At 66.7% G+C, this 13,628-nt stretch carries 13 protein-coding genes; 6 read left to right on the top strand and 7 right to left on the bottom strand.

Annotation, left to right across the window (positions count from 1 at the left end):
* Window positions 1-125 precede the first annotated feature (125 nt).
* Complete coding sequence (locus ACHQ4I_RS22940) at window positions 126-1,619, top strand: flavin-containing monooxygenase (RefSeq protein ID WP_420773851.1); 1,494 nt, start codon at window positions 126-128, stop codon at window positions 1,617-1,619.
* Window positions 1,620-1,627: 8 nt separating this feature from the next.
* Here ACHQ4I_RS22940 and ACHQ4I_RS22935 read toward each other — a convergent pair whose 3' ends face one another.
* Window positions 1,628-2,299, bottom strand: coding sequence for a TetR/AcrR family transcriptional regulator (locus tag ACHQ4I_RS22935; protein ID WP_420773850.1), 672 nt, complete (start codon window positions 2,297-2,299; stop codon window positions 1,628-1,630).
* A gap of 107 nt (window positions 2,300-2,406) precedes the next feature.
* On the opposite strand from ACHQ4I_RS22935, the gene ACHQ4I_RS22930 reads away from it, so the two are divergent.
* Window positions 2,407-3,276 carry a metal-dependent hydrolase gene (locus ACHQ4I_RS22930; RefSeq protein ID WP_420773849.1) on the top strand — a complete coding sequence of 290 codons (870 nt, stop codon included), beginning with the start codon at window positions 2,407-2,409 and terminating at the stop codon, window positions 3,274-3,276.
* The gene (locus tag ACHQ4I_RS22925) at window positions 3,273-4,343 is read left to right on the top strand and encodes a PDR/VanB family oxidoreductase (protein WP_420773848.1); all 1,071 of its coding nucleotides are present in this window, start codon (window positions 3,273-3,275) and stop codon (window positions 4,341-4,343) included. Before ACHQ4I_RS22930 ends, ACHQ4I_RS22925 begins: the two co-directional genes overlap by 4 nt.
* Before the next feature lie 3 nt (window positions 4,344-4,346).
* Here the strand turns inward: ACHQ4I_RS22925 and ACHQ4I_RS22920 are convergent, their stop codons facing one another.
* Complete coding sequence (locus tag ACHQ4I_RS22920) at window positions 4,347-5,036, bottom strand: TetR/AcrR family transcriptional regulator (RefSeq protein ID WP_420773847.1); 690 nt, start codon at window positions 5,034-5,036, stop codon at window positions 4,347-4,349.
* A 163-nt stretch (window positions 5,037-5,199) separates the two neighbouring features.
* On the opposite strand from ACHQ4I_RS22920, the gene ACHQ4I_RS22915 reads away from it, so the two are divergent.
* Window positions 5,200-6,771 (top strand): succinic semialdehyde dehydrogenase, encoded by a 1,572-nt coding sequence (locus tag ACHQ4I_RS22915; protein WP_420773846.1) that lies wholly within the window; start codon window positions 5,200-5,202, stop codon window positions 6,769-6,771.
* 42 nt (window positions 6,772-6,813) lie between these two features.
* Window positions 6,814-7,644, top strand: a complete 831-nt coding sequence (locus tag ACHQ4I_RS22910) for an SDR family oxidoreductase (RefSeq protein WP_420773845.1) — start codon at window positions 6,814-6,816, stop codon at window positions 7,642-7,644.
* Window positions 7,645-7,653: 9 nt separating this feature from the next.
* Here ACHQ4I_RS22910 and ACHQ4I_RS22905 read toward each other — a convergent pair whose 3' ends face one another.
* The 3 genes from ACHQ4I_RS22905 to ACHQ4I_RS22895 all read right to left on the bottom strand — a co-directional run bounded on the left by ACHQ4I_RS22905 (window position 7,654) and on the right by ACHQ4I_RS22895 (window position 10,201).
* Window positions 7,654-8,286, bottom strand: coding sequence for a maleylpyruvate isomerase family mycothiol-dependent enzyme (locus ACHQ4I_RS22905; RefSeq protein ID WP_420773844.1), 633 nt, complete (start codon window positions 8,284-8,286; stop codon window positions 7,654-7,656).
* A 110-nt stretch (window positions 8,287-8,396) separates the two neighbouring features.
* On the bottom strand, window positions 8,397-9,203 hold the full coding sequence (locus ACHQ4I_RS22900; protein ID WP_420773843.1) for a putative protein N(5)-glutamine methyltransferase: 807 nt from the start codon (window positions 9,201-9,203) through the stop codon (window positions 8,397-8,399).
* Window positions 9,204-9,328: 125 nt separating this feature from the next.
* The gene (locus ACHQ4I_RS22895; protein WP_420773842.1) at window positions 9,329-10,201 is read right to left on the bottom strand and encodes a YdcF family protein; all 873 of its coding nucleotides are present in this window, start codon (window positions 10,199-10,201) and stop codon (window positions 9,329-9,331) included.
* Window positions 10,202-10,417: 216 nt separating this feature from the next.
* Here ACHQ4I_RS22895 and ACHQ4I_RS22890 point away from each other — a divergent pair, with 216 nt between their 5' ends.
* The gene (locus ACHQ4I_RS22890) at window positions 10,418-11,272 is read left to right on the top strand and encodes a bifunctional 5,10-methylenetetrahydrofolate dehydrogenase/5,10-methenyltetrahydrofolate cyclohydrolase (RefSeq protein ID WP_420773841.1); all 855 of its coding nucleotides are present in this window, start codon (window positions 10,418-10,420) and stop codon (window positions 11,270-11,272) included.
* Between the two features lie 230 nt (window positions 11,273-11,502).
* On the opposite strand, the gene ACHQ4I_RS22885 is transcribed toward ACHQ4I_RS22890, so the two are convergent.
* Both ACHQ4I_RS22885 and ACHQ4I_RS22880 read right to left on the bottom strand, forming a co-directional pair.
* Complete coding sequence (locus ACHQ4I_RS22885) at window positions 11,503-13,125, bottom strand: 2OG-Fe(II) oxygenase (protein WP_420773840.1); 1,623 nt, start codon at window positions 13,123-13,125, stop codon at window positions 11,503-11,505.
* An 8-nt stretch (window positions 13,126-13,133) separates the two neighbouring features.
* Window positions 13,134-13,613, bottom strand: a complete 480-nt coding sequence (locus ACHQ4I_RS22880; protein ID WP_420773839.1) for a MarR family winged helix-turn-helix transcriptional regulator — start codon at window positions 13,611-13,613, stop codon at window positions 13,134-13,136.
* Between the last annotated feature and the right edge of the window lie 15 nt (window positions 13,614-13,628).

Here is a 13,628-nt window from a genome sequence, read left to right as displayed (position 1 = left end):
GTCGCTTGTCCGAGTCTTGGGCGAGGATTGTCGTCTCCGAAGACAACAGGTCACCGATAGGCTGGAGGTGATGCCGGGCGATCCGGCGTCACGCAGCAACCGCCGAATATCGGAGGTCGAGAGCCATGGCGACCGCTGGCGAGCACGTCGATGTGCTGATCGTCGGTGCCGGACTGTCCGGGATAGGTGCGGCGTATCACCTGCGGCGGGCCTTCCCGCGGCGGACTTATACGATTCTGGAGAGTCGCGACGCGATCGGCGGAACCTGGGATCTGTTCCGCTATCCGGGAATTCGCTCCGATTCCGATATGTACACCCTCGGCTACCGGTTCCGGCCGTGGCTGGGGGAGATGGCGATCGCCGATGGTGACGACATCCTCGACTATGTGCGCGCCACCGCGACCGAGAGCGGAATCGACCGGAATATCAGGTTCCATCATCGGGTGGTCGGCGCCGAATGGTCGTCCCGGGACAACCGGTGGACCGTGCGCGCCGAACGCGCCGATACTGGCGAAACCGTCACGCTCACTGCCGGGTTCCTGTTCTGCTGCTCCGGCTATTACCGCTACGACCAGGGCTACACCCCGGATTTCGCGGGCACCGAGCGGTTCGCCGGTCCGATAATCCACCCGCAGCACTGGCCGCGCGAGCTCGATGTCGCCGGCAAGCGCGTGGTGCTCATCGGCAGCGGTGCGACCGCGGTCACGCTCGGGCCCGCGCTCACCGAGCAGGGCGCGCACGTGACGATGCTGCAACGCTCGCCGAGCTACATCATCTCCGCACCCGCTCGCGACGATCTCGCCGTCAAGACACGCAAATTCCTGCCCGCCCGCGTCGCCTATGCGGCGGCGAGGGCCAAGTATGTGTTGCTGTCCACCGCGATATACCAACTGGCCCAACGGTATCCGCAATTCATGCGCAAGCGCATCAAGGGCTGGCAACAGCGCTGGCTGCCCGAGGGTTACGACATCGACACGCACTTCACCCCGGTCTACAACCCCTGGGATCAGCGACTGTGTCTGGCGCCCAACGGAGATTTCTTCCGTGCCATCCGCAAGGGCCAGTTGGACATCGTGACCGATAAGATCGAGACGTTCACCGAGACGGGCCTGGCCCTCGCCTCCGGCGCGACCCTCGACGCCGACATCATCATCACCGCAACGGGTTTGAACCTGCTCGCCTTCGGTGGCGTGGATCTCGCGGTCGACGGGCAGCCGGTGAAACTCCCGGAGCATATGGCCTACAAGGCGATGATGCTATCCGATGTGCCGAACTTCGCGTACATCATCGGCTACACGAACGCCTCGTGGACGTTGAAGGCGGATCTGGTGTGCGAGTATGTCGTTCGGCTACTACGCCATATGTACGACAATGGGTACGTCCGCTGCACGCCGGTGCGCGATCCATCCGTCGGCGCGACATCGCTGTTCCTGAACTTCAACCCGGGATATGTCCAGCGCGCCGCCAGCCAATTCCCGATCCAGGGCACCAAAGCGCCTTGGCGGCTGCGCATGAACTATCTACGGGATGTGGTGACGCTGCGCCACGGGAAGATCACCGACAGCGCGATGGTGTTCGAGCGGGCGCGGGATCGGGATCCGGTATCCACGCAGGGGTAGTAGCCCGGTCAGTGCGCCTGTTGCGGCGTGGACGATCGCGCGTTCGCGATATTGCGTAGCACGCTGGTCGCGTGGTCGTCGAAGCGTTCCCGCGGGATGCCGATGGTGCCGTCCAGCCACGGGCGGTACATATAGGCCATCGCGCCGAAGATGGCGTTCGAGTTGAGGCTGTTCTCGAATTCGTCCGGCATGGATTGCGGCCCGTCGGCCAGTGAGATCGTCAAGGCGATCGGGGTGGTGAACAGTTCGATGAGTTCATTGCCGCGATCGCCGAGCACGCGCTTGGCCTGTGATTCCACGAACATGATCTGGCCGCGCCGACGATCCTCCAGCAAATAGTCGGTGAACGCGGAAATGGCATGCCGGAAGAGCTTCTGGGGTTCCGGCGGCGCGGTGGCCAGCGCCGCGAGCAGTCGTTCCTGCGCGCCGAGGACGACCGTCTCCAGCGCCGCGGTGAGCAATTTGTCGAGACTCGGGAAGCTCTCGTAGAAGTAGCGCTCGGTGAGTCCGGCCTGTCGGCAAACCCCGCGCATCGAGATATCGGACGCTCCGATCGTGGCCATCAGCTCGATGGCGGCCTCGATCAGCTGTTCGCGGCGCGCGGCGATCCGGTCGGCCGGGGGCGTGCCGCGCCAGCGGCGCATACCCGGTATCGATCCATCGGAAACGGCGTCGTTCATGGCCTCGATCCTCCCACAGCCGGGAAGTTGACATCATGTGATGTTGACAGCATTTGATGTCGGCAATACATTGACGGATCTACGGGACCAGACGTGAGGACCATCAGATGGGCACCACATACGCCGATCAGGCTCATGCAATCAACGCGCGGGACGTCAGCTTCGACTTCGACTCGGTGCCGCTGCACTACATCCCCGGCGAAGTCATGGCCACCCACATCATCAATGTGATGCATCTGGTGCTGCCCGAGGGGGAGCGGGCCATGGCGCAGGCGCTGGCCGAGGCGCTGCCGCTGATCGACGATGAGCGATTACGCGAAGAGGTCCGCGGTTTCATCGGTCAGGAGACGATGCACGCCGGTTCGCATGAGAAGGCCCGTCATCAATTGGAGCGGCTCGGCCTCGAGGTCGCTCCGATGGTGGATCGCGTCGCCTGGTTGATCGACCGGCTGCTCGGCGACCACGGACTCTCCGGCCGGGCCAGGCACGAATGGCTGTGTGAGCGCCTGGCCCTTTTCGCCGGTATGGAGCACTACACCGCCGTGATCGGCGAGTGGCTGCTGACCAATGACAAATTGGCGGCGAAGGGGATGCATCCGGCGATGCTGGATCTCATTCGCTGGCACGGTGCCGAGGAGGTCGAGCATCGCAGCGTGGTCTACGACGCGTACATGCATCTAGACGGCGGCTACGCCCGCAAGGCGCGGCAAGCGCTGATCGCGAGTTCGGGACTGCTCGTGCTGTTCGTGATTTCGGGTGCCTACCTGTTCCATCGGGACCCGTCGCCGAATAAGGGCCGGTGGTGGCCACTGCAGATGGCGAGCGCCTCGCTGCGCGGTGTGGTGCCGAATTTCACCACCTTCTTCACCGAGATTCCGCGCTACCTGCGGCCGGGATTCCATCCCTCGCAGCTCGGCCCGATGGATAACGCGCTGCGCTACCTCGCGCAGTCACCGGCGGCACGGGCAAGCTCATGACTGCGGTGGAGGAGCAGTTCCGGCCGGGTGCCGGACTGCGGATGATCGCGTCGGCGGTGGACACCTACAAGCGCGTCTTCACGGAAGGCAAAGCGGCCCAGCTGCTTTCGCGCCCGCGGCCGGTGCGCCACACCGGCTACGATTTCGAGCTGGCGATCATGGGGATCGAGGTCGAGGCCGACGAGGTGATCAGCCTGACCCTCTGCGATCCCGACGGTGCGGATCTGCCCGCCTGGACGCCGGGCGCCCATATCGATGTGTTCCTGCCCTCGGGACGACAGCGGCAGTACTCGTTGAACAGCGATCCGGACGATCGCAGCTCCTACCGAATCGCGGTGCGGTACATAGCCGATGGCGACGGCGGCTCGCGGGAGATCCACGAGGGGCTGCGGGTCGGCGACCGGCTGCGGGTGCGTGGACCGCGCAATGCCTTCCCGTTCATCGCCGCGCCGGAATATCTGTTCGTGGCCGGCGGCATCGGGATAACACCGATCCTGCCCATGGTCACCGCGGCCGAGCGGGCCGGAACACCGTGGCGGCTCATGTATTTCGGTCGCGCGCGGTCCCGGATGCCGTTCCTGTACGAGCTGGCCCGCTTCACCGGCGGTGATGTGGTGGTACGTCCGGACGACGAGTTCGGGGTCCCGGATCCGCGCATGATCTTCGAGCAGACGCCGACCGGTGCCGCGGTGTACGTCTGTGGACCACCGGCGCTGGCCGAGGCCGCGCGCAAGGTGCTGTTGCTGCACGATCCGACCGCTTCACTGCATACCGAGCGATTCTCGGCGATGCCCGTGCGCGATGGTGCGCCGTTCCGTATTCGGTTGCGCCGCAGTGCGACCGAGGTGGATGTCGCATCCGACGAGTCGGCGTTGACCGCCATCCGGCGCGCGGTGCCGGGCGTCGCCTATTCGTGCCAGCAGGGATTCTGCGGAACCTGCCGGGCGAGTGTGCTCTCCGGCGAGGTCGAGCACCGGGATCGGGCGCTGTTGCCCGGTGAGCGGGGCAACGCGATGCTCACGTGCGTATCGCGTTCTCGCGGTGGCGAACTCGAACTCGATCTGTAGGTTTCACTCCGCGGCCGGGAAGATGCCCGGCAGTGTCATGGCGTATTCGAGGTCGGCGCGGGTGCCGAGCGTGGTGAGCAGCACGCGGATCATGGTAAGTCGAGCGGCGGCAACGGTTTCCGCGTCCGGCTCGGCGCCGGGCGCGGTGCCCGCGGAGATCCGGTAGACCACGTATTCGCAAACATGTAGCGCCGCATCGAGATCGAGCGGCGAGGGGATCGCGCGGCCGAGTTCGGTGAAGGTTTCGCGCACCAGTGCGCGGATATCATCCAGTGCCCGTTCGCGATAGGCCGATACCGGTGAGGCCGGGTCGTGCAGTTCGGCGAAGAGCGGTCGCAGCATCGCGCCGTGCCCGCGCGCCCAGTCGAGGTAGGCGTCGATGAGCCGGATGCCGAGTTCGACGGGTTCGTCGGGGCCGGTGAGTGCCGTGCGGATGCCGTCGACGAGCCCGGCATTCGAGGCCTCCAGCACGACGTGCAGCGGTTCGGTGGCATTGCCGAAATAGCGATAGAAGGTGGGCCTGGCCAGCCCCGCCTGTTCGATGATCTGGGCGACGCTGAGTCCGCGCGAGCCATTGCGGGTGAATACCGCGGCGGTCGCGAGCACGATCCGGGCGCGGACCTCCTCGGCCTGCTCCTGGGTCTGTGGCGGGCGGCCGCGCCGCGCGCCCTTGGTCTGTGTGTCAGTGGACATGGTGATGCCTCACAACTCGAAGCCTGACATGTCTGTGGTCCACACCCGACAGCTTGACACGCGGTGCGGCCCTGGTATTAATCTAACACTAGTGTTCAGGAAATGTCGGGGCCGCGCGCCCGTCGCTCCTGCCGCGTCCACCAGACCCATGAGAGGGCCGACAATGACGACCGCCCGCCAACTGGCCGAACCGACCGCTTTGCCCGCATCCCTGGTGCAACCCCTGCTCGATCGCGCGATCGCGGGCGGTGCGTCCTCGGTCGAGGTATTCGCACCCGCGACCGGCCACAAGATCGCGGATCTGCCGCAGTCCTCGACCGGCGATATCGATGCCGCCTTCGCGACCGCACGCACCGCGCAGCGGGAGTGGGCCCGGCGCTCGGTCCGAGAGCGGGTCGCGGTGCTGCGCAAGTTCCACGACATCGTGCTCGCCGAGCAGGACGCGATTCTCGACATCGTGCAGACCGAGACCGGCAAGTCGCGGGCACACGCCTTCGACGAGGTCGGGGATGTGGCGGTCAATGCCAGGTACTACGCGTCGGTCGCGGAGAAGTTGCTGGCTACGCGCAAGCCGCGGGGTGTGCTGCCGGTCCTGACCCAGGTCGACGTGCGGCATCGGCCCAAGGGCGTGGTCGCGGTGATCTCGCCGTGGAACTATCCGCTGGCCCTGGCCGCCTCCGATGCGCTCCCTGCCCTGGTGGCCGGGAATGCCGTGGTCGCGCGGCCGGATAATCAGACCGCGTTGACCGCGCTGTGGGCGATCGATGCCGCCGAGCGCGCCGGACTGCCGCGCGGGCTGTGGCAGGCGGTGCTCGGTCGCGGGTCGGTGATCGGCGGCGAGGTGATCGCGCGCGCCGACTATGTCGACTACACCGGATCCAGCGCGACCGGGCGGACCATCGCCCAGCAGGCCGGGGAACGGCTCATCGGGTATTCGCTCGAGCTCGGCGGTAAGAATCCGCTGCTGGTGCTGGCCGATGCGGATGTGTCCCGGGCGGCCAGGATCGCGATCCGGGCCTGCTTCGCCTCGGCGGGACAGCTGTGCGAGTCGATGGAGCGAATCTATGTGCACGACAAGGTCTATGACCAGTTCGTCAGCGAATTCGTCGAACATGTGCGCGCGATCGAATTGGGCGGTGCGCTCGATTTCGCCAGTGATATGGGGTCTTTGACGTTCCAGCGCCAATTGGACACCGTCCGCGCGCATGTCGATGACGCGGTCGCCAAGGGGGCGCAGGTTTTGGCGGGCGGTAAGGCTCGCCCCGACCTCGGTCCGTACTTCTACGAGCCGACCGTGCTGGCCGGGGTGCGGCCCGGGATGACGGTGTATCGCGAGGAGACCTTCGGGCCGGTGGTCTCGATCTACCGCGTCGGCAGCGACGACGAGGCAGTCGAACAGGCCAATGACACCGCCTATGGACTCAACGCGAGTGTCTGGACCAAGGATGTCGATCGAGGTCGCAAGGTGGCCGCGCGCATCAATGCGGGTTCGGTGAATGTGAACGAGGGCTTCATCGCGGCCTGGGGCAGTGCGGACGCGCCCTCGGGTGGGCTCGGAATTTCGGGCACCGGGCGTCGGCACGGTCCCGAGGGGTTGTTGAAGTACATCGACACCCAGACGATCGCCGTGCAGCGGGTGCTGCCGATCGCGCCGCTGCCCGGGATGTCCGAGGAACTGTGGGCGAGGACGATGACGCTGTACTTCGGGGTCATGAAGACGTTGCGCCAAAAGTAACTGCGCCAGAGGCTATTTCAAGAAGAATCAGGATTGGGACGAATGAAACTGGACACGGTAGCGGATAAGAAGGTCCTGGTCACCGGTGCCGCGATGGGCCTTGGCAAGCTGTTCGCCGAACGCGCGGTGCGCGAGGGCGCGGCCGCGGTGGTGCTGTGGGATATCAATGAATCCGCGCTGAAGGAGACCGCGGTCGAGTTGTCCGGACGCGGTGCGGCCATTCACCACTATGTGGTCGACGTCGCCTCGCGGGACTCGATCGCCGAGGCCGCGGCTGCCGTGCGTGGCGACGTCGGTGATATCGACATCCTGGTCAACAATGCGGGCATCGTGCGCGGCAACAGCTATTTCTGGGAAACGGCCGATCGCGCCGATATCGACAAGACGATGGCGATCAATTCCCTTGCGCCGATGTACATTGCGCTCGAATTCCTGCCCGCCATGGTGCGTGGCACCGGCGAGGCGCGCGTCATGACCATCGCGTCCTCGGCGGGCCTGGTGTCCAATCCGCGCATGAGCGTGTACGCGGCCTCGAAGTGGGCGGCGCTGGGCTGGTCGGATTCGGTGCGTATCGAACTGGAGCAGGCGGGCCACGACCACGTGAAGGTCACCACGGTGTGTCCGACCTACATCAATACCGGGATGTTCGACGGCGCAAAGGGTTTCTTGTTCACGCCGATCCTCGAGCAGGACGATGTCGTCGACACCTCGTGGCGGGAAATGAAGGCCGGTAATCCGCTGGTGATCCTGCCGTGGACGTCGCGGCTCAACAAGGCGATCTCCGGGCTGCTGCCGATCAAATTGCGCGATCTGTTCCTGAATTCGGTTGGTGTGTATCACTCGATGGACGAATTCACCGGACACAAGAAGTAGCGCTCGGCGCTACAGCACGCTGGTGAGCCGCGCGAGGCCTGATCCGGCCAGACCGGCCAGTCCCGCCGCGCGGCCCGTCGAAACCAGCAACAGATCGCTCAGCGGGCCGCGGACCTCATCCGGGCCGTCGCCCGCTGACCAGTCGGCGTCGACGGCCGTCAGTCGGATGCCGCGCAGGCGTTGGCGGGCGCCGTAGAAGCGACTGCCGATGATGTAATCGAGTGCGGCGATACCCGGCTGTGTCGGGACTGCCTTTGCCCGACCAAGCGGGCGTGCGATGTCCTGGCCGTGGATCATGGTGTCGACCAGCGGATCGAGCGGGCCCGCCCCCGGGGCGCGGCGCGTCGAAGCGGCCGATTCGCGGAGTTGGGCGATGAGTTCGGCCGGGGAGTATCGGGCGGCGCGTTCGCGGGCGAGGTCGGCGGTCATCCGGTTCCAATCGCCGCGGGCCCGGAGGACACCGAGCAGCGTCTGCTTCAGCGTGACGCGGTTCGACAGCGTCACGTGGGCGAGGACTTCGTGCGCTGTCCAATCGGGACACAGCGAAGGGACTGTCCACTCGCGGTCTTCGAGATCGTCGAGGAAACCGGCGAGTGCGAGGCGCTCGGCGTATGTCCACGCGTGGATCTCGTCAGAGGTCATGGTGTGCTCCGCCTTTCGGATGGGGTCATCCGTAGCGACGGCGTTCGGGTGTCGCATCCATCGATGTCGCGGTGTGATCTGCGTCACGGATACCGCCGGGCCGAATGTGTCTATCGCGCGGCCCTTTTGGTGCCGATGACGACGGTGGCGTAGAGCTCGTCGGATTCGGCGATGCGGCCGGTGAGGCCGTGCTCGGTCAGCACGGTGATCGCGTGCGGGGCTTGGGCTTCGCTGGATTCGACCAGGAGGTGACCACCCGGTGCGAGCCAGGTGCGGGCGGCGCCGACGACGCGACGGAAGACGTCCAGGCCGTCGGGTCCGCCGTCGAGGGCGGTGCGCGGCTCGTGATCGCGTGCCTCGGGCGGCATTTGGGCGATCATCTCGGATGGCACGTACGGGGTGTTGGCGAGCAGGATCTCGATGCGGCCGTGCAGCTCGCGGGGGAGCGGGTCGAAGAGGTCGCCCTGATAGACGGCAGCGCCGATCGGAGTGATGTTGCGGCGCGCGCATTCGACCGCGGCGGGTTCGATATCGGCGGCGGCCAGGCTTATCCGGCGGCCTTCGGACCCAAGCGTTGTCGCCAGGGCAAGACCCAATGCGCCTGAGCCGCAGCACATATCGACGACGATGGGGTTTTCGGTGCGGAGCGCGCGGGCGAGTTCGGCGGCCTCGTCGACGAGGAAGGCGGTGCGTTGGCGTGGTACGAACACACCCGGCGCGACCGCTACTCGCAGACCGTGGAATTCGGTCCAGCCGAGCAGGTATTCCAGCGGGGTTCCGGACACCCGTTGCGCGAGCAGATCCGTCAGATCGGCGCCGGTCTCCGCCGCGGCCTCGGTGAGCAGCCGCGCCTCGTCCTCGGCGAATACACAGCCTGCCGCGCGCAGTTGCGCGACCACATCTCCGGTTGGTGTCACCGGGACATCCTGCCGGGTGGGGGCGGGATCGGGCTAACCCGGTTTCGGGTCCGAGTGTGCACCTTCTCCGATATCTGCCGCTTTTGGGCCGAAAGTGCCCGCTCAGACCCACTTTGTTTGGGGTATCAGCGGGAGGTTGCGAGCTGGAACGTGCGCGTCGCATCGAGGTAGATGCCGCGCTGTGACTGCCTGGCGGGCGGCGGCAACTGCGAGACCAGCTGGTCGAGCGACGTAGTCGCCCCGACCACGCGCGTGCCCGCGACGATGAAGTCGGCGACCGCGCGCCGGATGTGATTCGGCGAGGTGACCACGACCGCGCTGTCCGCGCCCAACTCGCGCAGCATCCCGGTGCTGAACAGTGCGTTCTGCACCGTCGACCCGGCCCTGCTCTCGACATTGACCCTGGCGGCGGGCAGGCCCTTACCGACCAGCCAGGCCCGCATGGCCTCGGCCTCGGTGATCCCGTTCTGTGGATTGCCGCCGGTGACGATGACCGGGGACAGCGGCGAGGCGACCGCCTGCAGCCAGGCCGCGGCCAGCCGGCTCACCAGCTCGGGGCGCAGCGAACCATCCGGGAGCAAGCCGTATCCCAGGACCACGATCCCGGTCTGCGGCCCGACGATCGCCGGCAGCGGGTTCGGCAGCGTGCCGACCGCGGCGCCGATCGCGCCGAGCACATTATTGGTCCCCTGGGCCATCTCCGGGTCGACGGCGGTGAGGCGTGCCAGCGAATCGGCCATGGCGGGCAGGTCGTTGGCGTAATGCGACCAGATCGCCTGCAGTGACAGGGCCTCGGCATCGGCCGGGTCCGCGGCGATCAGTCGGCGGAGTTCGGCGCGTCCGGTGGCGTCGTCGCCGTCGATGAAGGCGCGCTGGGCGGAGTTGTAGAGGGCGTCGGTCTCCGGCGCCGCGATGGCGGGTGCGCTGGTCAGTCCGGTGATGGTGGCGGCCGCGAATACGGTGGCGACCGATAGTTTCCAATGTCTCGAGATCTTCACGACAGTCGACACCTTTCCACGCGTGAAACGGGGCTCCGGTAGGTCAGCTGACAGTTAGCTGTGTGCTAGCAGCCATCACGATACGGCCGGTATAGGGCGCAGCCGGGTAATTGCCGGGCATAATCCGCCGTTTATTTCCGGTATCCGGGCAGACCGGGCGACGCGGGGGTGACCGCTCGAACCGGCCGCGCGGTGCAGCCGATAAGGTGTGACAACGTGGATACCGTTTCGCTGTCCGGCAAGGAACTCGCCGCCGCCATCAACGCCGACACCAAGGAGCGCACCGCCGCGCTCACCGCGAGCGGAACCGCGCCGCGCCTGGCTCTGGTCGTGGCCAATGACGATCCGGCCAGCGCCTGGTACGTGAACTCGCTGCGCAAGGCCGCCGAACGCCTCGGAATCGCCTGCGACACCATCGATCTCGGCGCCGACGCGAGCATCCAGCGGATCCGCGACGAACTCACCGCCCGCAGCGCGGACCCCGCCATCGACGCCATCATGCTGCAGACCCCGCTGCCCGCCGGTGTCACCCTCGACGACGTCAGCTCCGCCATCGCCGCCACCAAGGACGTCGACGGTGTCAGCCCGCTGTCCCTCGGCCTGCTCGCCTCCAACCTGGACGGGTTCGTCCCCGCCACCTCCGAGGCCGTCGTCGAACTACTGAAGCATCACGAAATCCCGCTCGCCGGCCGGCATGTCGCCGTCGTCGGCCGCTCCAACATCGTCGGCAAGCCACTGGCCCAGCTCCTGCTCGCCGAAAACGCCACCGTCACCATCTGCCATTCCCGCACCACCGACCTGCCCGCCGTAACCTCCGCCGCCGACATCGTCGTAGCCGCCGCGGGCCGCATCGGCCTGGTCACCGGCAAACACATCCGCGAATCCGCCACCGTCATCGATGTAGGCACCAACGAATCCCCCGACGGCAAAATCGTCGGCGACGTAGACGCAGACTCCGTCCGCGGCAAAGCCTCCGCCCTCAGCCCGGTCCCCGGCGGCATCGGCCCGGTAACCACCGCCCTCCTCATGCGCCACGTAGTAACCGCCGCCGAAAACGCCCGCACCGCCTAATCGACCTGCGCCCAACGGGTCCGGACGGCGCGACGCGGTGGACACGACGCGCCGATCCGATGCAACATTCCCTCGCGGTCCGGCGATGGCCGGATTCGCAGCGGGTGGTGGAAGGCGCTGAGGAGCGCCTGCTCATGGTGGGGCGGCGCGTGTGGCTATCTCGGGACCATGCTGATCGGGCCGAGTTCGTAAGCGGTCGGCGGAAATTGGCTGAGCGGTTCCGCCTCGGGTTACTGCCGGTGCGGCGACCACAGTCGAACGGTTCCGTCGTAGGAGGCGCTCGCCAAACGCCCGTCGGAGAGAACCGCGAGGCCGCGGACGAAATCGTCGTGGTGGAATGCCGCAACTTCCGCGAGATCGGCTTCGCGCCATATCCGTACGGCACCGTCCTCGCCGCCGCTGGCTATTCGGCCACCGGGTAGAGGTGTCACCGCGCAGACCGCGCCCGTGTGTGCCTTTCGAGCCGTCTGCGCACGTGGCGCTATCGCCTGCGCTGTCCGTTTGGGTGGAACGGTGGGTGTCGCCCGTTCAGTCTGCTCATGTGGAGCGGTCGGTGCAGCGGCTCCCTGCTGCTCTTGTGGGGCAGCGAATTTCAGTGCACCTTCGGATACTCCGTCGATTTCTTGCTCGTGCGCACGGGAAGGCGTCAGTTGCCATGTACGCAGCCATCCGTCGGCGTCACCGCTGATCACGGTGCCCGATGCAGTGACGGCCAGCGCGCGGACTGGCGCGGGCGCTTGAACGGTCGCGGCGAGCCGGTTCGCGTCACACACTCTGATCGTGCCGTCTTCCGATCCGGAAATCAGTTGTGTGCCAAAGGAAACCACACTCCACACCCAGCCGCCTACCGCGAGCGCGCCGTCCGGGCTGCCGTCCTCGTGCCACCATCGAAGGTGGCCGTCTGCGCCTCCGGTGACGACACGGCCGTCGATCAGGGATGTTGCGCAGAGGACCGCGCCGTCGTGGTGTCCGGCGGTCACCGGCTGCCCCGAACGCCAGCGGCAGACAGCGCCGTCACGCGATCCGCTCCATAGATCGCCATTCGGATGCGCGAGCAGCGTGACCACCGAACTGTCGTGGCCGCGGAGGGTGGAGCGCGGGGAGTAGCCGTCGGCGGTCGGCTCCCAGATTCGGATGGTGCGGTCGCGGGACGCTGTTGCGAGGGTGCCGTCCGGGCGGGACACCACACTCCAGACGTAACCATCGTGCCCGCGCAGGATCTGCGGTGATGAAACGGCGTGCTGTTCCCGTTCGTACAGCACGTCGGTGCGCATCACCCATTTCGTTCCGCCGGTGACCGGCTCGCCGTCGTGCCACAGCGCGTGATCGAAGACCACGATCGTGCCGGTCTCGGGCCGGACCACTCCGAGCGAGGCGGCGTCCGGTTCGCCGCTCGCGTAGAACCGGGTCTGGCCGCCGTCGAATTCGGTGCCGTCGTTGAGGTAGATCATGCAGGTCAGGCGGGAGACGACGGTGTCGGTTCTGGCATGCGCGCCGTCGCGGTGGGTGGTGAAGGATTGGCCGCCGCGGTAGCGGCAGTAGCGGAACCGCTCGTTGAGGCCGATCAGCCGCCAGTCGGCGCCATCGATGCGCAGCCGTGCCGGAAGGTGTTCGGCGATCCGGGTGAACAGTGTGTCGGCCAGCGCCGGATCGTCGCGAACCAGCCGGTCGTTGTTCCGATAGGACGGCGGATAGTGTGCACCGGTCGGTGCGAAGCCCGAATGCGTTGCCTCGTCGATGATTTCGGTGCATTCGGTCGCGTCGAGTACGCCCCGCAGCAGGAAACACGTGGCCCCCGCCCCGGCAATACCGGTCTCTACCTTGACAATCGGAGCGGCGGACGAGTCCAACATGACCCCATTCAGCGCTGCGACGACGCCGATGTCAACGAGATCTGTCTTGCAGCCATCGACGACGACGCATCCGAATCGAGTGCGGCGAGCAACCCGCGCAGGGTGTCGCGCTGCTCGGCAGTGAGGGTGGCGAAGACTTCCTCGGCGGCCTCGCGGCGGGCGGTGGCCATCTGAGAGAGGGCGGCTCGGCCGGAGTCGGTCAGGGTCACCAGGGTAGAGCGGCGGTTGGTGGGGTCGGGCGCGCGCGAGACCAGGTCCGCGGACTCGAGGGCATCGACCACGGTGGTGGCGGATCGCGGGACAATGCCGAGGTGATCGGCAAGGGCGGCCATCCGCAGCGGCTCGTCGTGGTGCCCGAGAATGCGCAATGCACGCGCCTGACCTGGGGTGATGCCCAGGGGGGCGAGCCGGGCAACCTGATTGCGGCGGATGCGTTTCGCGGTGCGCAGGAACAGCTCGGGGAGGTCGGGATCGGGAGCGGCATCCATAACGCTGAGCATAAC

The organism is Nocardia nepalensis (assembly GCF_048910785.1).
GTDB classification, from domain to species: Bacteria; Actinomycetota; Actinomycetes; order Mycobacteriales; family Mycobacteriaceae; genus Nocardia; species Nocardia nepalensis.
Note: the sequence above shows the minus strand (reverse complement) of the source record. Positions and strands in the feature narration are given on the sequence as shown.

What these genes read in the sequence shown, in the direction of transcription:
- ACHQ4I_RS22915 (WP_420773846.1), top strand. Translation starts at nt 5,200, where the DNA reads ATGACGACCGCCCGCCAACTGGCCGAACCGACCGCTTTGCCCGCATCC.
- ACHQ4I_RS22880 (WP_420773839.1), bottom strand. Translation starts at nt 13,613, where the DNA reads ATGGATGCCGCTCCCGATCCCGACCTCCCCGAGCTGTTCCTGCGCACC.
- ACHQ4I_RS22885 (WP_420773840.1), bottom strand. Translation starts at nt 13,125, where the DNA reads ATGTTGGACTCGTCCGCCGCTCCGATTGTCAAGGTAGAGACCGGTATT.
- ACHQ4I_RS22920 (WP_420773847.1), bottom strand. Translation starts at nt 5,036, where the DNA reads ATGTCCACTGACACACAGACCAAGGGCGCGCGGCGCGGCCGCCCGCCA.
- ACHQ4I_RS22925 (WP_420773848.1), top strand. Translation starts at nt 3,273, where the DNA reads ATGACTGCGGTGGAGGAGCAGTTCCGGCCGGGTGCCGGACTGCGGATG.
- ACHQ4I_RS22910 (WP_420773845.1), top strand. Translation starts at nt 6,814, where the DNA reads ATGAAACTGGACACGGTAGCGGATAAGAAGGTCCTGGTCACCGGTGCC.
- ACHQ4I_RS22935 (WP_420773850.1), bottom strand. Translation starts at nt 2,299, where the DNA reads ATGAACGACGCCGTTTCCGATGGATCGATACCGGGTATGCGCCGCTGG.
- ACHQ4I_RS22905 (WP_420773844.1), bottom strand. Translation starts at nt 8,286, where the DNA reads ATGACCTCTGACGAGATCCACGCGTGGACATACGCCGAGCGCCTCGCA.
- ACHQ4I_RS22930 (WP_420773849.1), top strand. Translation starts at nt 2,407, where the DNA reads ATGGGCACCACATACGCCGATCAGGCTCATGCAATCAACGCGCGGGAC.
- ACHQ4I_RS22940 (WP_420773851.1), top strand. Translation starts at nt 126, where the DNA reads ATGGCGACCGCTGGCGAGCACGTCGATGTGCTGATCGTCGGTGCCGGA.